The sequence below is a fragment of the Ancylobacter pratisalsi genome (assembly GCF_010669125.1).
Taxonomy (GTDB): Bacteria; Pseudomonadota; Alphaproteobacteria; order Rhizobiales; family Xanthobacteraceae; genus Ancylobacter; species Ancylobacter pratisalsi.
In genome coordinates, this window is sequence record NZ_CP048630.1 from 3,282,296 (window position 1) to 3,299,333 (window position 17,038).

The 17,038-nt window shown below is 69.3% G+C and carries 16 protein-coding genes; 12 read left to right on the forward strand and 4 right to left on the reverse strand.

The genetic code is table 11. The annotated features are described in order from the left end of the window. Positions 1-49 precede the first annotated feature (49 nt). Positions 50-1,558 carry an L-aspartate oxidase gene (locus G3A50_RS15400; RefSeq protein WP_163077697.1) on the reverse strand — a complete coding sequence of 503 codons (1,509 nt, stop codon included), beginning with the start codon at positions 1,556-1,558 and terminating at the stop codon, positions 50-52. A gap of 40 nt (positions 1,559-1,598) precedes the next feature. Next, positions 1,599-2,576 carry a quinolinate synthase NadA gene (gene nadA / locus G3A50_RS15405; protein ID WP_246252489.1) on the reverse strand — a complete coding sequence of 326 codons (978 nt, stop codon included), beginning with the start codon at positions 2,574-2,576 and terminating at the stop codon, positions 1,599-1,601. A gap of 266 nt (positions 2,577-2,842) precedes the next feature. Between nadA and G3A50_RS15410 the strand changes: the two genes are divergently transcribed. Beyond that, positions 2,843-3,271 carry a GNAT family acetyltransferase gene (locus tag G3A50_RS15410; RefSeq protein ID WP_163076089.1) on the forward strand — a complete coding sequence of 143 codons (429 nt, stop codon included), beginning with the start codon at positions 2,843-2,845 and terminating at the stop codon, positions 3,269-3,271. Positions 3,272-3,290: 19 nt separating this feature from the next. Here G3A50_RS15410 and G3A50_RS15415 read toward each other — a convergent pair whose 3' ends face one another. Further along, positions 3,291-4,031 carry an SDR family oxidoreductase gene (locus G3A50_RS15415; RefSeq protein ID WP_163076090.1) on the reverse strand — a complete coding sequence of 247 codons (741 nt, stop codon included), beginning with the start codon at positions 4,029-4,031 and terminating at the stop codon, positions 3,291-3,293. Between the two features lie 38 nt (positions 4,032-4,069). Next, positions 4,070-5,050 carry an NUDIX hydrolase gene (locus tag G3A50_RS15420; RefSeq protein WP_163076091.1) on the reverse strand — a complete coding sequence of 327 codons (981 nt, stop codon included), beginning with the start codon at positions 5,048-5,050 and terminating at the stop codon, positions 4,070-4,072. 170 nt (positions 5,051-5,220) lie between these two features. On the opposite strand from G3A50_RS15420, the gene G3A50_RS15425 reads away from it, so the two are divergent. From G3A50_RS15425 to G3A50_RS15475, 11 genes are all read left to right on the forward strand, one after another. Then, positions 5,221-6,057: an aldo/keto reductase gene (locus G3A50_RS15425; protein WP_163077698.1), complete on the forward strand. Its 837-nt coding sequence runs from the start codon at positions 5,221-5,223 to the stop codon at positions 6,055-6,057. 103 nt (positions 6,058-6,160) lie between these two features. Further along, positions 6,161-6,871, forward strand: a complete 711-nt coding sequence (locus G3A50_RS15430; protein ID WP_163076092.1) for an energy-coupling factor ABC transporter ATP-binding protein — start codon at positions 6,161-6,163, stop codon at positions 6,869-6,871. Further along, the gene (locus G3A50_RS15435; RefSeq protein WP_163076093.1) at positions 6,868-7,479 is read left to right on the forward strand and encodes an energy-coupling factor transporter transmembrane component T family protein; all 612 of its coding nucleotides are present in this window, start codon (positions 6,868-6,870) and stop codon (positions 7,477-7,479) included. Before G3A50_RS15430 ends, G3A50_RS15435 begins: the two co-directional genes overlap by 4 nt. After that, positions 7,476-8,033: a biotin transporter BioY gene (locus G3A50_RS15440; protein WP_163076094.1), complete on the forward strand. Its 558-nt coding sequence runs from the start codon at positions 7,476-7,478 to the stop codon at positions 8,031-8,033. The genes G3A50_RS15435 and G3A50_RS15440 overlap by 4 nt, the downstream gene beginning before the upstream one ends. A 3-nt stretch (positions 8,034-8,036) precedes the next feature. Further along, complete coding sequence (locus tag G3A50_RS15445; protein WP_163076095.1) at positions 8,037-9,488, forward strand: AMP-binding protein; 1,452 nt, start codon at positions 8,037-8,039, stop codon at positions 9,486-9,488. A gap of 154 nt (positions 9,489-9,642) precedes the next feature. Then, positions 9,643-10,602 (forward strand): aldo/keto reductase, encoded by a 960-nt coding sequence (locus tag G3A50_RS15450; protein ID WP_163076096.1) that lies wholly within the window; start codon positions 9,643-9,645, stop codon positions 10,600-10,602. A gap of 4 nt (positions 10,603-10,606) precedes the next feature. Next, a complete protein-coding gene (gene ade / locus G3A50_RS15455) occupies positions 10,607-12,346 on the forward strand; it encodes an adenine deaminase (RefSeq protein ID WP_163077700.1) in 1,740 nt (579 codons plus the stop codon). 133 nt (positions 12,347-12,479) lie between these two features. Continuing rightward, positions 12,480-13,208, forward strand: a complete 729-nt coding sequence (locus G3A50_RS15460; RefSeq protein WP_163076097.1) for a lysophospholipid acyltransferase family protein — start codon at positions 12,480-12,482, stop codon at positions 13,206-13,208. Continuing rightward, entirely contained in the window at positions 13,208-14,452 is a 1,245-nt protein-coding gene (locus G3A50_RS15465; RefSeq protein ID WP_163076098.1) for an NAD(P)/FAD-dependent oxidoreductase, read from the forward strand. Before G3A50_RS15460 ends, G3A50_RS15465 begins: the two co-directional genes overlap by 1 nt. A 218-nt stretch (positions 14,453-14,670) precedes the next feature. Then, positions 14,671-15,582, forward strand: coding sequence for a LysR substrate-binding domain-containing protein (locus G3A50_RS15470; protein ID WP_163076099.1), 912 nt, complete (start codon positions 14,671-14,673; stop codon positions 15,580-15,582). 154 nt (positions 15,583-15,736) lie between these two features. Then, positions 15,737-16,912, forward strand: coding sequence for an ABC transporter substrate-binding protein (locus tag G3A50_RS15475; protein ID WP_163076100.1), 1,176 nt, complete (start codon positions 15,737-15,739; stop codon positions 16,910-16,912). Positions 16,913-17,038: the final 126 nt, after the last annotated feature.

The following is a 17,038-nucleotide window of genomic DNA, read 5'->3' on the forward strand; positions in this document are numbered from 1 at the left end:
TGCGCGTGCCCAGGAGGCGGGCGGGCAGGGAAACAGGCATGTCGGGAATTCAGGCCACCTGCCGGATGCCGGCGGCGTTGCCGAACCGTTCGTCTAGCGTGGTCTGCCCGTGTCGGGCGGTCTCGGCGGGCAGGGGATGGTCGGCACGGAAATGGCCGCCCCGGCTCTCCTCCCGGCGCCGCGCGGCATCGGCCACCAGCCAGGCGACGAGGGCGAGGTCGTCCTCCCCGCTGGCGGCGAGCATGCCGAGGCGCGCGACCGCCGCGTCGAGCAGGCCGGCCTCGCGCACCACGCCGACCTTGGCGTCCATCAGCGCGCGGATCTCGGCGCGTGCGGGGGAAGGGCGCACAGGCATGACAGCGCCGTCCGGGCGGCCCGGTCGGGCGTCTTCGCCCCCGATGTCGGCCGCGATCCATTGCGCATAGGCCAGCGCTTCCAGCAGCGAGTTGCTGGCCAGCCGGTTGGCACCGTGCAGCCCGGTTGAGGCGACCTCGCCGCAGGCCCAGAGGCCCGGCACACTGGCGCGTCCGGCGCCGTCCACCCGGATGCCGCCCATATGATAATGCGCCGCCGGCCGCACCGGTATCGGCGCGCGCAAAGGGTCCAGCCCATTGGCGCGGCACAGCGCGACCACGCCGCGAAAGCGCTCTTCGACCCCGTCCATGCGCGCGTCCAGCACCACCCGGCGCCCGGCCGCGATTTCGCGGAAGATGGCGCGGGCCACCACGTCGCGCGGCGCCAGCTCCTGGCCGGGCACCTCGCTCATGAAGCGCTCGCCGCGCTCGTTGAACAGCTTCGCGCCTTCGCCCCTCAGCGCCTCGGTGGCGAGCGGCATGGGGTCTGCGCCGACCGCGATGGCGGTAGGGTGAAACTGCACGAACTCCATGTCGCGCAGCACCGCGCCGGCCCGCGCCGCCAGCGCCAGCCCGGAGCCGGTGGCGCCGAGCGGATTGGTGGTGGAGCCGTAAAGCCCGCCCAGCCCGCCGGTCGCCAGCACCACCGCGCGCCCGGACAGCGTGCCCAGACGGCCTTCGCGATCCTGCACCGCGATCCCCGCCACGCGGCCGGTTGCGTCCTTCAGAAGCGTGATGGCGCGCTGGCCCTCGATCACGCGGAGGGAGGGGCAGGCGCGCGCCGCCGCGACCAGCGTCTCCAGCACCACGCGGCCGGTGCCGTCGCCCGCGGCGTGGACGATGCGCCGGCGCGAATGGGCGGCTTCCAGCCCGAGCGCGAGGCTCCCGTCGGGGGCGCGGTCGAACGGCGTGCCGAGCCCGACCAGCCAGTCGATGGCCTCGCCCGCCGCCCCGGCGACGTTGCGCGCGACATCGGCCTCGCTCAGCCCAGCGCCGGCGGCCAGCGTGTCGCGGGCATGGAATTCCGCGTCGTCGCCCGCGCCTATGGCCGCCGCGATGCCGCCCTGCGCCCAGCCCGTGGCGGCCTCGGCGCCGAGCGGGGCCATGACAACGAGGGTGACCGGAAGCGGGGCGAGGCGCAGCGCGGTGGCAAGGCCGGCAATGCCGCCGCCGACCACGATCACGCTGTCCGGGGAGTGTCCGATCGGCTGTTCCACCGCCATGTCCTCAACTGCCGCCCTGTCCTCAGCGGATGGCGAGCATGCGCTCGACGGCGAGCCGGGCGCGGTCGGCGATGGCGGGGTCGATCTCGACCTGGTGGGTCATGGTCTCCAGCGAACGCCGGATGTTGCCCAGCGTGATGCGGCGCATGTGCGGGCACAGATTGCAGGGCCGCACGAACTCGATGTCGGGGTGGCCCACCGCGACATTGTCGGCCATGGAGCATTCGGTGATCAGCACCACGCGCGCCGGCTTCTCGTCGCGCACATAGTCCGCCATGCCGGCGGTGGAGCCGGCATAGTCGGCCGCCGCGACCACTTCCGGCGGGCATTCGGGGTGGGCGAGCACGACCACACCGGGATGGTTCTCGCGCAGGTCGCGGATGTCGGCCGGGGTGAAGCGCTCATGCACCTCGCAATGGCCCTTCCACGCGATCAGCTCCAGCTCGGGAACCTCCTTCTGAACGTTCTGGGCGAGGTACTCGTCCGGCAGCATCAGGATGCGGTTGACGCCCCATTCGCGCGCGACCGCGCGCACCACCTTCACCGCGTTGCCGGAGGTGCAGCAATAGTCGCTCTCGGCCTTCACCTCGGCGGAGGTATTCACGTAGGTTACCACCGGCACGCCGGGGTAGCGCTGGCGCAGCAGGCGGATATCGGCAGCGGTGATGCTCTCGGCGAGCGAGCAGCCCGCCTTCATGTCCGGCATCAGCACGGTCTTGGAAGGGTTCAGCAGCTTGGCGGTCTCGGCCATGAAGTGCACGCCGGCCATGACGATGACGTCGGCGTCCACCGTCACCGCCTCGCGGGCCAGCGCCAGGCTGTCGCCGACAATGTCGGCCACGGTGTTGAAGATTTCCGGTGCCTGGTAATTGTGGCCCAGCACCACGGCATTACGCTCGCGCTTCAGCCGCTCGATGGCTTCGACATCGCGCGCGATCAGTGGCCATTCGGCCGGGGTGACGTGCTTTGACACGCGGGCATACAGATGCGCCAGCGGCATGTCCGGTACCTGCGGTGCCCCCTCGGGCACGTAGGCGCGGGAGAATTCGTTGACGTTTTCGGCACGGGTGGCGACGTTGAGATCCAGCATCGCGACCTCCCTTATGCTCGTTTTGAGTATATCTAGATCCAAAGAAGACCGGGCATCCAGCCCGGCCTGTCGAGGGTTATGCTAGAACTGAGTATAAGTCGCTGTCAACTGCGCGTCACAAATGGGGTGATCCGGTTCGGCGATGGAATCGGGCGGTGCTTTTCGGGGAGGTGCACATGACGATGACGATCGAGCCGGCAACGGCGAATGACGAGCGGGCGGTGGTCTATCTGTGGCGGGCCTGCGGGCTGGTCGTGCCCTATAACGACCCCGCCGCCGACTTCCGCTTCGCGCTCGCGGGCCCGAACGCGACCGTCCTGGTGGGACGGCTCGAATGCGGGCGCGTGACGGCGTCGGTGATGGTCGGCCATGATGGCCATCGCGGCTGGCTCTATTACGTCGCTGTGGATCCGATGATCCAGCGCCAGCGCGTCGGCGCGGCCATGGTGGAGGCCGCCGAGGGCTGGCTGAGGGAGCGCGGCGTGGTGAAGGCGCAGCTCCTGGTGCGCGAGACCAATACGGGCGTCGTCGCCTTTTACGAGACGCTCGGTTTCGAGGTCGCCCCGCGTGTGGTGATGTCGAAATGGATCGACGGGCGCGAGTAGCCGCGCGCCCCGTCTTCGCTCACTGCATGATCAGCCCGCCATCCACCGCGTACTGGCTGCCGGTCACATAGGACGCATCCTCGCTCAGCAGGAACAGTGCCACCGCCGCCGCTTCCTCCGGCGTGCCGGCGCGGCGCAGCGGCACCTGTCCGACGACGAAGTCCTCGAACGCGCCGCGCGCCTCCTCCGGCAGGAAATGGCGGAAATTGGTCTCGATCGGCCCCGGCACCAGCACGTTGACGCGGATGTCGCGCGGCGCCAGCGCGCGGGCCCAGCTCCGCGCCATCGCGATCACCGCGCCCTTGGTCGCCGCATATAGGCTGGTCATCGCCGCGCCCTCATAGGTCGAGCTGGAGGAGGTCACGACCACCGAGGCTCCCGCTTTGAGGTGGGGCGAGAGCGCGGCCAGCTGGAGCATCGGGCCACGTACATTGGCGGCCATCATGGCGTCGAAAGCCTGTGCCGTTACCTCCTCGATCGGCCCGATCTCGGCATAGGCGGCGTTGAGCCACAGCCCGTCGAGCCCGCCCATCGCCTGCGCCGCGTCGACCAGCGCCCGCGTCGCGCCGGGATCGGCGGCGTCATTGGCGATCACCCGTGCGCCTTCCGGCAATTCCCGCGCGGTGGCGTCGAGGCGCGCGACATCGCGGCCGGTCACCGCGACCGCGCCGCCCTCGGCAGCGATCCGCCGCGCCCCGGCCAGCCCCATGCCGCTGGTGCCGCCGGTAATGAGTACACGCCTGCCGATGAACCGGGTCATGTCCTTGATCCTTCATGTGTCAGGAAGAGAGCGGGCGCCTAGCGCCGGCCAAAGCCGCCGGGCAGGCGCACGCCGGGCGCCGGGCGTTCCAGCAGCACCTCGCGGCGGAAGCTCACCAGCCGGGCCGGGCGCCCGCCGGTTTCCGTCGTGGTCTCGCCGGTTTCCTCGACCAGGCGCTGCTGCTCGATCAGGCGGCGGAAATTGCCCTTGTGCAGCCGCACCCCCGAGAGCGCCTCCACGGTGCGCTGCAACTGCAGCAGGGTGAAGCTCGGGGCCATCAGTTCGAACACCACCGGGCGGTATTTGATCTTGCCGCGCAGCCGGGCGATGGCCAGCGCCAGCATGCGGCGGTGGTCCTCGCGCATCTCCATGCCGGAAGGCGCGGGTGCGGCGCGCGAGGAGCCGCGTTCGCGCAGCGCCTCGGCCACCAGCCCGGCCTCATAGAGCAGTTCGTAGCGCTCCAGCACGCGCTCCTCGTTCCAGCCGGTGCCGCCGAAGCACAGTGTCACGCGTTCCGCGCGCATCTCGCCCATGCGCGGATTGGCGGCCGCCGCCGCCCAGGCCCGCAGCCCCGGCTCCAGCGCGTCGAGCACGGCGGGGCGGCCGTCGCGCCAGTCCTCCCAGGGGAAATAGCGGTACCAGCTCTGCCAGGCGGCGTCGGCGTCGCCCGCCGGACGGGCCTCGCGCACCAGAGCGAGATAGGCCAGCGACAGCGCGCGCCGTCCGTCCTCGCCACGGTCGCGATCGCCGAAGGTGTAGAGCTGCTCGACATAGCCGAGCTTCTGCAGCGTCTGCCGCTCCACCCAGGTCCTGAGGCCGGTCTCCAGCGTGCGGTGGCCGCGCTCCAGCGGGCCGGAGGGCAGCGCCTCGCGACCGTCGGCGTGGCGGATGGCGAGCACCTTGGGGTCGTCGCCGGTCACCGCGACGATCACCGCCGCCAGCCCGATCGCCAGGCTCGGCTCCGGCGTGCCGGCGGGGTCGATGGGGTTCGGGGAACTCGTCAGGGTCGGGGCGGCCATGGGTTCGGTGGGGCGGGACGCGGGGGAACGGATCACCTGATAAATAGCACGGTAAGCCGCCGCTGGCGCCCGCCCCGCGAGGGACTGTGCACGACATGCGGGCCGGGCGGCACTTGCGTCGCGGGGGCGGGGATGGCAATCGGTCGGGGGAACAGCAAGCGAGGTGAATGATGAGCGGCAAGGTGGTTCTTCCCGGCGGTGAAAAGGTTCCCGCGCTCGGCATCGGCACCTGGATGATGGGTGAGCGCTCCTCGGCACGGAAGGATGAGATCGAATCGGTCCGCCTCGGCGTCGAGCTGGGCATGACGCTCGTCGACACCGCCGAGATGTATGGCGACGGTGCCTGCGAGAGCTTCCTGGGCGAAGCGCTGGCCGGCCTGCGCGACAAGGTGTTTCTCGTCAGCAAGGTCTATCCGCAGAATGCCAGCCGCGCCGGCGTCGTCGCCGCCTGCGAGCGCAGCCTGAAGCGCTTGAAGACCGAGCAGATCGACCTCTATCTCCTGCACTGGCGCGGCGGCGTGCCGCTGGCCGAGACCATCATCGGCTTCGAGCACCTGAAGACGGCCGGCAAGATCCGCCACTGGGGCGTCTCGAACTTCGACACCGACGACATGAACGAACTGTACCAGACCCCCGGCGGCGAGAGCTGCGCGGTCAATCAGGTGCTGTACAATCTGACCCGTCGCGGGCCGGAATGGGACCTGCTGCCGTGGCTGGAAGAGCACGAAGTGCCCCTGATGGCCTACAGCCCGATCGAGCAGGGCCGCATCAAGACGGCGGGCGTGCTGTCGGACATCGCGGCCAAGCACAACGCCAAGCCGTTCCAGATCGCGCTGGCCTGGGCCCTGCGCAGCCCGAACAACATCGTCATTCCCAAGGCCTCGCGTCCCGTGCACATGCGCGAGAATGCCGGCGCGCGCGACATCGCGCTCGACGCCGACGATTTCGCCGCGCTCGACGCCGCCTTCCCCCCGCCGGGCCGCAAGCGCTCGCTGGAAATGCTGTGAGCCGGCCCTCACAATAGCCTCTTCCTCCCCGGGCGCTGTCCGGGGGGCCTCATCTTCACCGCGTGTCAGACCAAGTGCGCCACGACACGGGGATACCTGCCGCATGAGCGACGCCTCGATCCTTCTCGACAAGGTGACCCTTCGGCGCGACGGGCGCGTGGTGCTCGACGCGCTGTCGCTGGAGCTGGCCGAGCGGCGGATCGGGCTGATCGGTTGCAATGGCTCGGGCAAAAGCTCGCTGGTGCGCCTGTTCAACGGGCTTCTCAGTGCCGATGAAGGCCGCGTCGTGGTCCACGGTCTCGATGCCGCCGGCAACGCGGCCGTGCTGCCGCGCAAGGTCGGGTTCATCTTCCAGAACCCGGACCACCAGATCATCTTTCCCACCGTCGCCGAGGAAGTCGCCTTCAGCCTCGAACAGGCCGGCCAGTCACGCCGCGAGGCGTTGAAAGCCTCGCTTCCCGCGCTGGCCCGCTTCGGGCGCGCGCATTGGGCGGAACGGCCGGTGCACACGCTGTCGGAAGGCGAGAAGCAGTTTTTGTGCATCATCGCCGTGCTGGTGATGGAACCGGCGGTGCTGATCCTCGACGAGCCGTTCTCCAGCCTCGACCTGCCGACAAGGCGGCGGCTGGAGCGGCTGATCGCCACCCTGGACCAGCAGGTGGTGATGATCGCCCACGAACTCGACGCCCTCACCACCTATGACCGCGTGGTCTGGCTCCATGAGGGCCGGGTGCGGATGGATGGCGCGCCGGACGCGGTGCTCGGCGCCTACCGCGCCTTCGCCGAGGCGCTCGGTGCGGAGGGCCCGGCGTGATCTCGCTCTATCTGGCCGAACGCACCTGGCTGCATGGCATTCCGGCGGGCTGGAAACTGCTGGCGCTGGCGCTGGTGAGCCTTGTCGTGGCGCCGATCGACGCGGTGGCGGCGATGGCGGGGCTGCTCGTCGCCACGCTGCTGCTCTATGTCTCGCTTGGCCGCCCGGCCTTGCGGCAGATCGCGTTGCTGCGCCCGATGTGGCCGCTGCTCGTCCTCCTGCTCGCCTTCCACGGGTGGAATGGCGACATCTGGCTGGGTGTGGCCACCGCCCTGCGCCTCATCGCCATGGTGCTTCTGGCCAATGCGGTGACCATGACCACGCGCATGGACGCGATGATGGACGCCATCGAGCCGCTGTTGCGTCCGCTCTCCCTCATCGGGGTGTCGCCGCGCGCGGTGGCGCTGGCGGTGGCGATGATGATCCGCTTCGTGCCGCTGCTGTTCGCGCTGTGGGAGGCGCTGAACGAGAGCTGGCGCGCGCGCACCGGGCGACGCGGCGGCTGGCGCCTTCTGGCGTCCTTCTGTATCCAGACGCTGAGACTTTCCCATCATGTCGCCGAGGCGCTGGCCGCGCGCGGCGGCGTCATTCGAGGAGACCGCCGATGAAGGAGCGCTCGCTGGTGCAGATCGCGCTTTATGCCGCCATCTTCGCCGTGCTCGGCCTCTTGCCGAAATTCGACATTCCGCTTGCCGGCGGCGTGCCGATCACCGCGCAGAGCATGGGCGCGATGCTGGCTGGGGTGATGCTCGGCGCCTGGCGCGGGGCGCTGACCATGGTGCTGGTGCTGTTCGTGGTGGCGCTTGGCGCGCCGCTGCTGGCGGGCGGGCGCGGCGGGCTCGGCGTGTTCTTCACCCCCTCGGTCGGTTTCATCTTCGGCTGGGTCGCGGTGGCGTTTGTCAGCGGCTGGCTGATGCAGGTGATGCGCGCACAGGCGGTGTTCGCCTCCGCGCTCATCGCCTCCGTCATCGGCGGCATCGTTGTGATGTATGCCTGTGGCATTGTCGGCCTGGCGCTGAAGGCCAATCTGTCGCTTCTCGACGCCACCAAGGCGGTGCTGATCTTCATTCCCGGCGATGTCATCAAGGCGGTTCTGGTGGCCTTCATCGCCCAGACGGTGGCGCGCGGCATGCCGGATGCGCTGCTGTCGCGCCATGCGTGAGCGGTGAGCGGCGAAACCATCGGCGCCCGTCTGCCCGCGCTGGCGCTGGCGGATCCCGCCCGGCCCGCGCTTGTCTGCGATGGCGAGGTGCTGGATCGCGCGGGCCTGTGCGCACGCGTGGCGGGGCTGGCGGGCTGGCTTCAGGCCCGCACCGCGCCGGGCGCTTCCATTGCGCTGGCGCTGGCCAATTCCCCCGCGCTGGTCGAGCTGTTCATGGCCTGCGCGGTCTCGGGACGCGAAGCGCTGGTCTATGATCCCGCCTGGCCGCCCGCGACCCGCGCCGCGCTCGCCGCCGCCGTGGCGCCGGATCTGACGCTGGCGCAGCAGCCGGCCGTTTCAGGATCCGGGATCAACCCCTCTCCGTCCTGGCCCGCGCCGCCGTCGCCGGACGCACCGTTCTATGTCGGCTTCACCTCGGGCACCACCGGGCTGCCGAAGGGCTATCGCCGTGGCCACCGCTCGTGGATCGACAGCTTCCACGTCAGCGCCGCCGCCTTCGGGCTCGGGTCGCAGGACGTGATCCTGGCGCCCGGCGGGCTTGCCGCCTCGCTTCATCTGTATGGCGTCGTCCATGCGCTTCATGTCGGCGCCTGCGCGGTGATGATGCGCCATTTCAACCCGGAACATGTGTTCGCGCTCATCGTCCGCCATGGCGTCACCGCGCTCTATGCCACGCCCACCCAGCTGCAGATGCTGATCAGGATGGGCGAGGGTGCGCGCTTTCCCACCGTGCGCGCGCTCATGATCAGCGGCGCCAAATGGCAGCCGGGCACGCGCGCGGCCACCCATGCGCTGTTTCCCAACGCCCGCATCTTCGAATTCTACGGCGCCTCGGAAACCAGTTTCATCACCATCGGCCACCCCGCAGACGCCGTGCCCGAGGGCTCGGTCGGCCGGCCCGCACCCGGCGTGACGCTCGCCATCCGCGACGGGGAGGGCAACGATGTGCCGGCCGGGGAGACCGGGACGATCTGGGTCGCCAGCTCGATGCTGTTCGACGGCTATGCCTGCGGCGGATCCGGGGAGATGCGCCGCGACGGCGGCTTCATGAGCGTGGGCGATCGCGGCTGGCGGGACGCGGCCGGCTTCCTGTTTCTCGCCGGGCGCGAGAAGCGCATGCTCGTCACTTCCGGGCAGAACGTCTACCCCGAGGAGATCGAGGCGGCGCTGGCGGGCCTGCCCGGCATCGAGGAGGCGGCGGTGTTCGGGGTCAACGACGCGCTGCGCGGGGTGCGGCTGGTCGCCGTGCTGCGCGGCGCGCCCGTGGCCGGGGAGGGGCGGGTCGACGAGGCCGGACTGCGCGCCGCGCTGCGCCCGCTGCTGGCGGCGTACAAGATTCCGCGGCGTTTCCTCTGCCTCGACGACTGGCCGCGCACCTCCGGTGGCAAGGTCGACCTGCCCGCGCTGCAACGCCGCGCCGAGACGCAGCTGGCGCAGGAGCGGGGCGCGGCGTAACCATTCCCGCATCGTTGGAATGTCGCAACTGGGCATTATCGTCGGCCGGCCGTGCCCGAAGGTACAACACAGGGGTGGTTAGCAGCGGGGCTGCGCTGCCCTAAACTCGCGCGCCATCCGCCGGCAGGCTCTCGCGAAGCAGAAGGATCAACGCATGGAAATGCGACGACTAGGCCGCTCCGACATACTGGTCCCCCCGCTGTGCCTGGGAGGCAACGTGTTCGGCTGGACAGCCGATGAAGCGACCTCGTTCCGCATCCTCGACGCGCTGACCGAGGCCGGCTTCAATTTCATCGACACCGCCGACGTCTATTCGCGCTGGGTGCAGGGACATGTGGGTGGTGAATCCGAGTCCGTGATCGGCAAATGGATGAAGGCGCGCGGCAACCGCTCCCGGCTCGTCATTGCCACCAAGGTCGGCGGCGACATGGGGCAGGGCGGCTACTGCCTGAAGCCCGACTACATCGCCCGCGCGGTCGACGCCTCGCTGACCCGGCTCCAGACCGATTATATCGACCTCTACCAGTCGCACTGGGACGATCCCGACACCCCGTTCGAGGACGTGCTGGAGGCCTATGAGAAGCTGATCGCCGCCGGCAAGGTGCGCGTCATCGGCGCCTCCAACCTTTCCGCCTCGCGCCTGTTCGAGGCGCTGGCCGTCGCGGCCCGCGAGAAGCTGCCGCGCTACGAGACCCTGCAGCCGGAATATAATCTGTGCGAGCGCGCCGGCTATGAGGCCGAGCTGGAGCCGATCTGCAGCCGCAACGCGCTCGGCGTGATCAGCTATTTCTCCCTCGCCGCGGGCTTCCTGACCGGCAAGTACCGCGCGCCCGCCGACGCCGCCAAGAGCGTGCGCGGCAAGGGGCTGGTCGACAAGTATCTCAACGAGAGGGGCCTGCGCATTCTCGCCGCGCTGGATGATGTGGCGCAGGCCCGCCAGGTCAGCCCGGCGACGGTCGCGCTCGCCTGGATCATCGCCCGCCCGAGCATCACCGCGCCGATCGCCAGCGCCTCGAAGGTCGAGCAGCTTGGCGACGTGTTGGCGGCGGCGTCGGTCAACCTCACCGCCGCCGAGATCGCCCGGCTCGATGCCGCCAGTGCCTGGAAGGACTGATATGATGAGCACGCTCACCCCCGCCGAGATCGCCCGCTTCATCGACGCCGGACGCGGGGTCGCGCCCGCCGATCTCGTGATCAAGGGCGTGCGCCTGCTCGACATCATCACCGGCGCGGTCACGCAGACCGACATCGCCATCGTCGGCGATCGCATCGTCGGCACCTATGAGAGCTATGAAGGCACGCACGAGATCGACGGCGCCGGGCTGTTCGCGGTGCCGGGCTTCATCGACACCCACCTGCATGTCGAATCCTCGCTCGTCACGCCGCTGGAGTTCGACCGCTGCGTGCTGCCGCGCGGCGTGACCACCGCGATCTGCGATCCGCACGAGATCGCCAACGTGCTTGGCGCGGAAGGCATCCGCTACTTCCAGCGCTCGGCCGAACACACCATCATGGACCTGCGGGTCCAGCTCTCCTCCTGCGTGCCGGCCACCACTTTCGAGACCTCGGGCGCGGAGCTGAGCGCGGCCGATCTGGTCGCCCTGCGCGGCCATGCCAGCGGAATCGGCCTTGCCGAGTTCATGAATTTCCCCGGCGTGCTGTTCAAGGACGAGGGCTGCCTCGACAAGCTCTCCGCCTTCTCCGGCGGGCCGATCGATGGCCACGCCCCGCTGTTGAGCGGGCGCGACCTCAATGGCTACATCGCCGCCGGCATCCGCACCGAGCACGAGGCCACCGCATTGGCCGAGGCCCGCGAGAAGCTGGCCAAGGGCATGACGGTGCTGATCCGCGAGGGCTCGGTCTCCAAGGACCTGCATGCGCTGATCCCGCTCATCACCGCCGACACGTCCGCCTTCCTGGCCTTCTGCACCGACGACCGCAACCCGCTCGACATCGCCGAGGAGGGCCATCTCGACTACATGATCCGCGAGGCGATCCGCCATGGCGCGCCGCTGCATCATGTGTACCGGGTCGCCAGCTGGTCGGCCGCCAATGCCTTCGGCCTGCGCGATCGCGGGCTCATCGCGCCCGGCCGGCGCGCCGACATCGTGCTGCTGGACGATCTGGAGGCCTGCGCCGTGCGTCAGGTCATCAGCGCCGGGCGGCTGGTGACGCCCGAGCTGTTCGCCTCGCGCGGCTTCGTCGAGCCGGTGGGGCTGGGCTCGATGAAGGCGGAGAAGGTGGACGCGGGCGATTTCGCCATTCCGGCCACGGACATGTCCACCCGCGTCATGGGCGTCATTCCCGGCCGCATCATCACCGAGGACATGACCCTGGACCTGCCGGTGGTCAATGGCGAGAAGCAGGTCGATCTCGACAAGGACGCGGTGAAGGTGTGCGTGGTCGCCCGCCACGGCAAGAACCGCAACATCGGGCGCGGCTTCGTGCACGGCTTCGGCATGAAGCGCGGCGCCATCGCCTCCTCGGTGGGCCATGACAGCCATAATATCTGCGTGGTCGGCGCCGACGAGGCCGACATGGCGGTGGCGGTGAACCGGCTGATCGAGCTGAAGGGTGGCTTCGTGGTAGCGGAGGGCGGCGCGGTGCGCGCCGAACTCGCCCTGCCGGTGGCGGGGCTGATGGCGACGACCTCGTTCGAGGAGGTGCATGACGGGCTCATTCCGCTGCGCGCCGCCGCCAAGGCGCTCGGCGTGGTGCTGCCCGAGCCGTTCCTTCAGGTGGCGTTCCTGCCGCTGCCGGTCATTCCCCATCTCAAGATCACCGACTACGGCATGTTCGACGTGAACCGCTTCGAAATGATCGCGGGGCAGAGCGCCCCGATCGGCACCGGCGGGTGAGGGTGCGGGGGCGGTGTCGGCTCGCCCGCGCCGCACCGGGCTGCTCCTTCCGCCGGCCCCTCTGCCGGGCCTCCCTTCCGCTGGCATGATCTGCTAGACCGGCGCGTCACGTTCTTGAGGTTCTTCTTCCCCGATGCCCCGCCTGCGTTCGTCCGTCTTTGTGCTGCTGCTGGTTCTGTGGACGGTGATTTTCGCTCCGCTCGTTCCCTGGTTCATGCTCCGCAAGAACCCCAGGACGACACGGCGCGTTTCGCGGTTCTGGGCGGATGGCGTGGTCAGGATCCTGCGCCTGGTCGGTCTTGCCTACCGCATCATTGGCGAGGAAAACCGCCCGGCCGGCCCCGCGCTTTACGTCGCCAACCACCAGTCCGCCTTCGAGACCATCGCCGCCACCGTGCTGGTGCCGGACGTGGCGATCGTGCTGAAGGAGGAGCTTTACCGCATCCCGATCTTTGGCTGGTTCCTCAAGAACTCGCCCATGATCGCGATCGACCGCGCCGGCGGCGCAAGCTCGATGAAGAAGATGTTCCGCGAGGCCCGCGCGGCGAGCGAGGACGGGCGCAGCCTGCTGATCTTCCCCGAAGGTACGCGCCGGCCGGTGGATGAGCGCGGCGAGTTCCAGCGCGGCGTGGTGCTGCTCTACAAGGCGCTCGGCCTGCCCGTGGTGCCGATGGTGAACAATGCCGGCCTGTTCTGGCCCGCCCGCACCTTCGCGATCAAGCCGGGCGAGATCACCGTCTCGATCCTGCCGTCGCTGCCGCCCGGCCTGCCGGACGCCGAATTCCTCGCCCGCATCACCGACACGATCTACGCCGAGCGTGACCGGCTGGTGGCGGAAGCCCTTGCAAAGGAGGAACGGTGATGGCCGAACCCAGCGACGCGCCGGCGGGCGCGGGTGTCGTCATTGTGGGCGCGGGGCAGGGCGGTTTCCAGCTCGCCGCCTCCTTGCGCGAGGCTGGCTTTGACGGGCCGGTCACGCTGCTGGGCGATGAACCGGGCCTGCCTTACCAGCGCCCCCCGCTGTCCAAGGCCTATCTCAAGGGCGATGCCGGGATCGAGCAGATCGAGCTGCGCCCGGCGGCGTTCTACACCCAGCATCGCATTATTCTGGCCCATGGCCGCGCCAGCGGGATCGACCGCGCGCGGCGCCGGCTTCTGCTGGAGGGCGGGGCGAGCCTGCCTTACGAGCATCTCGTGCTTGCCACCGGGGCGCGCAACCGGCCGCTGCCGGTGCCCGGCCACGAACTGGGCGGCCTCCACGCTCTGCGCACCCGCGCGGACGCCGACGCGCTGAAGTCAGCCCTTGCCGGCACCCGCCATGTGGTGGTCATCGGCGCGGGCTTCATCGGGCTGGAATTCGCCGCCGTGGCGCGTGCGCTGGGCCATGGGGTGACGGTGCTGGAAGCTGCGTCCCGGCCGCTGGCGCGCGCGGTTTCGCCGGACATGTCGGCCTTCTTCGTCGAGGCTCATGCGGCGATGGGCACGCGGCTGCTGCTCGGCACCGGCGTGGTCGGGCTGGCGGGTGCGGGCGGGCGCGTCACCGGCGTCGAGGCAACCGACGGGGTGGTCTATCCCGCCGATGTCGTGGTGGCCGGCATCGGCGTCACGCCCAATGTCGAACTGGCGGCCGAGGCGGGTCTTGAGATCGCGAACGGCATCGTGGTGGACGATCATCTGGCCACCGCCGATCCGGCGATCTCGGCCATTGGCGATGCTGTCGCCTATCCAAGCCGCTTCGCGGGGGGGCGGGTGCGGCTGGAATCGGTGCAGAACGCGGTGGACCAGGCCCGCTGCCTGGCCGCCCGCCTTGTGGGCCGCTCGGCGCCGTTCGAGGCGGTGCCGTGGTTCTGGAGCGACCAGGGCGACCTGAAGCTGCAGATCGTTGGCCTTGCCGGCCCGACGGACAGCGCGGTGCTGCGCGGCGATCCCGCCTCGCGGCGGTTTTCCGTGTTCCGGTTCCGTGACGGCGTGCTCACCGCCATCGAGAGCGTCAACCGCCCGGCCGACCACATGCTGGGCCGTCGCCTGCTGGCCGGCACGCCGCGGATCACCCCCGCGCAGGCGGGTGACGAGGGCTTCGAGCTGAAGAGCCTGCTGACGCGATAGTGGCCTCTGTTTCCCGGTCGCGGCGCGCGTCGCTGTCGTGAGCGGTGGGAAGAGGCACGGCGGGAGGTCGGTCTGACGCTTCTCACGCGCCATTCGCGCGCCTCACGCTCCCCATGCGCCGCCTCATGCGCCTCACGCTCCACGGTGGTCGAGGTGGCTACCCACGGTTCGATGCGGGGTGCTACCATCGTGGTTCCCTGGCTCCCGTGGAATTTCCGATGGCCTTCTCGCTGCGCCAGCTTCAGTATTTCGTGGCCGTCGCGGAAAACGGGTCGGTGTCCTCGGCGGCGCATACGCTGTCGATCTCGCAGTCCACGGTGACGGAAGCACTGCGCGAGCTGGAGCTGGACCTCGGCTTCAAGCTGCTGGAGCGCCATGCCCGCGGGGCGGACCTGACCCTCAAGGGCCATCACTTCCTGCGCCATGCCCGCAAGATTCTCGGCGACGTGGCCGATGCACGCCGGGCCCTTGCCGGGCCCGAGACGGCGGCATTGGCAGGGCGGCTGTCGGTCGGGGTGACGCCGCTGGTGGCGGGCTATGTCTATTCGGATCTGATTGCCCGGTACCGCCGCGCCTTTCCCGGCATCGCCGTGGAAGCGGTGGAAGACGCGGCGGATTATCTGGAGCACCTTCTGGTCGGCGGCGAGCTCGATGTCGCGGTCATGGTGCTGCCCCAGGGCCGGCGTTCCGCCGCGTTACAGACTGAATCCGTTGAGGTTTCCCCCTATCGGGTGTGGATGCCGCTCGGCCATCGCGCGCTTGCCGAGGAGCGCGTAAGCCTCCTTGACCTCGCCGGGGAGCCCCATGTGCTGCTTACCATCGACGAGATCGCGGAGGCCTCCGAGGTGGTGTGGCGCCGGCTCGGCATTCGTCCCCCGGTGGCGTTCCGCACCCGTTCGGTGGAGGCGGTGCGCTCGCTGGTGGCGACCGGAGCGGGGGTCGCGGTGCTGCCGGACCTGACCTATCGTCCCTGGTCGCTGGAAGGCGACAAGATCGAGGCGCGCGTGCTCGTCGACGAGGTGCCCGCCGTGGAAGTCGCCACCGCCTGGCGGCGTGGCTCGCCCCTCTCGGCGGCGGCGGCGGGTTTCGTCTCCGTCGCCGCGACCCGGCACGGCGGCCGCAGCCGCTGAAAGCCCCCGACACCGCGTGAGGAAAGCGCCCGGTTATTACTCATCGGTTTTTCCGATGGCTGCGTTCTTTTCTTTGGTGTGGCGCAAGGGCAGGGCGGACGGCACACTCATGTCAAAGGGCCGCTAGCGCCCGCAGGACAGAGGGAATTCGATCATGCCGACGTCGCGTGTCACCCGTTATCTGCATCTGCCGGCGCTCGCCGCCTGCGTCTCCCTTTCCATCCAACCCGTTGTTGCTGCTGAATTAAAGGAGCTTGGCAAGGGCGAGGGCCAGGTCGATATCGTCGCCTGGGCCGGCTATATCGAGCGCGGCGACACCGACAAGGCGTTTGACTGGGTCTCCGATTTCGAGAAGTCCACGGGCTGCAAGGTCAATGTGAAGACCGCCGGCACCTCAGACGAAATGGTGGCGCTGATGAACGAGGGCGGCTTCGACCTCGTCACCGCCTCCGGCGACGCGTCCCTGCGCCTGATCGCGGGCAAGAAGGTCGCCCCGATCAACACCAAGCTGATCCCGAGCTGGAGCACCGTCGACGACCGGCTGCAGAACGCGCCCTGGCACACGGTGGATGGCGTGCATTACGGCGTGCCCTATCAGTGGGGCTCTAACGTATTGATGTACAACACGGAAGCCTTCAAGGGTGAAGCGCCCAAGAGCTGGAGCGTGGTCTTCGAGGAGCAGACCCTGCCGGACGGCAAGTCCAACAAGGGACGCATTCAGGCCTTCGACGGGCCGATCTACATTGCCGACGCCGCGCTCTACCTAATGGCGCACAAGCCCGAGCTCGGCATCAAGGATCCCTATGAGCTGAACGAGGAACAGTACAAAGCCGCGCTCGATCTGCTGCGCCAGCAGCGCAAGATCGTGCAGCGCTACTGGCACGACGCCATGATCCAGATTGACGACTTCACCAATGAAGGCGTTGTCGCCTCCTCATCCTGGCCGTTCCAGGTCAACCTTCTGGTTGGTGAAAAGCAGCCCATCGCCTCCACCATCCCGAGCGAAGGCGCTACCGGCTGGGCCGATACCACCATGATGCACACCGACGCGGCCCATCCCAACTGCGCCTATATGTGGATGGAGCACTCGCTCAGCCCGAAGGTGCAGGGCGACCTCGCCTCCTGGTTTGGCTCGGTGCCGGCCGTACCCGCCGCCTGCAAAGGCAACGAACTGCTCGGCCCGGACGGGTGCGCGACCAACGGAATGGGTGATTTCGAGAAGATTCACTTCTGGCGCACCCCGGTCTCCAAATGTGCCACGCAGGCCGAGGGTTGCGTGCCTTATTACCGCTGGGTGTCAGACTACATCGCGGTGCTTGGCGGGCGCTGATCGCGCGCTCCATGCGGCCCGGCTGCGTGGCCGGAATCGTTCCGGTTCGTTGAAAGTCCTTGAATGGCACGACCTGGAGGCTGGGGCGCGTTCCCCGGCATGACAGCCTGCGAAGGGGCGTGCCCA

Excerpts from the sequence above, each read along its gene's own strand:
- G3A50_RS15420 (WP_163076091.1), bottom strand. The coding sequence starts at position 5,050 with ATGGCCGCCCCGACCCTGACGAGTTCCCCGAACCCCATCGACCCCGCC.
- G3A50_RS15465 (WP_163076098.1), top strand. The coding sequence starts at position 13,208 with ATGGCCGAACCCAGCGACGCGCCGGCGGGCGCGGGTGTCGTCATTGTG.
- nadA (WP_246252489.1), bottom strand. The coding sequence starts at position 2,576 with ATGCCGCTGGCGCATCTGTATGCCCGCGTGTCAAAGCACGTCACCCCG.
- G3A50_RS15410 (WP_163076089.1), top strand. The coding sequence starts at position 2,843 with ATGACGATGACGATCGAGCCGGCAACGGCGAATGACGAGCGGGCGGTG.
- G3A50_RS15460 (WP_163076097.1), top strand. The coding sequence starts at position 12,480 with ATGCCCCGCCTGCGTTCGTCCGTCTTTGTGCTGCTGCTGGTTCTGTGG.
- G3A50_RS15425 (WP_163077698.1), top strand. The coding sequence starts at position 5,221 with ATGAGCGGCAAGGTGGTTCTTCCCGGCGGTGAAAAGGTTCCCGCGCTC.
- G3A50_RS15450 (WP_163076096.1), top strand. The coding sequence starts at position 9,643 with ATGGAAATGCGACGACTAGGCCGCTCCGACATACTGGTCCCCCCGCTG.
- G3A50_RS15415 (WP_163076090.1), bottom strand. The coding sequence starts at position 4,031 with ATGACCCGGTTCATCGGCAGGCGTGTACTCATTACCGGCGGCACCAGC.
- G3A50_RS15470 (WP_163076099.1), top strand. The coding sequence starts at position 14,671 with ATGGCCTTCTCGCTGCGCCAGCTTCAGTATTTCGTGGCCGTCGCGGAA.
- G3A50_RS15440 (WP_163076094.1), top strand. The coding sequence starts at position 7,476 with ATGAAGGAGCGCTCGCTGGTGCAGATCGCGCTTTATGCCGCCATCTTC.
- ade (WP_163077700.1), top strand. The coding sequence starts at position 10,607 with ATGAGCACGCTCACCCCCGCCGAGATCGCCCGCTTCATCGACGCCGGA.
- G3A50_RS15430 (WP_163076092.1), top strand. The coding sequence starts at position 6,161 with ATGAGCGACGCCTCGATCCTTCTCGACAAGGTGACCCTTCGGCGCGAC.
- G3A50_RS15475 (WP_163076100.1), top strand. The coding sequence starts at position 15,737 with ATGCCGACGTCGCGTGTCACCCGTTATCTGCATCTGCCGGCGCTCGCC.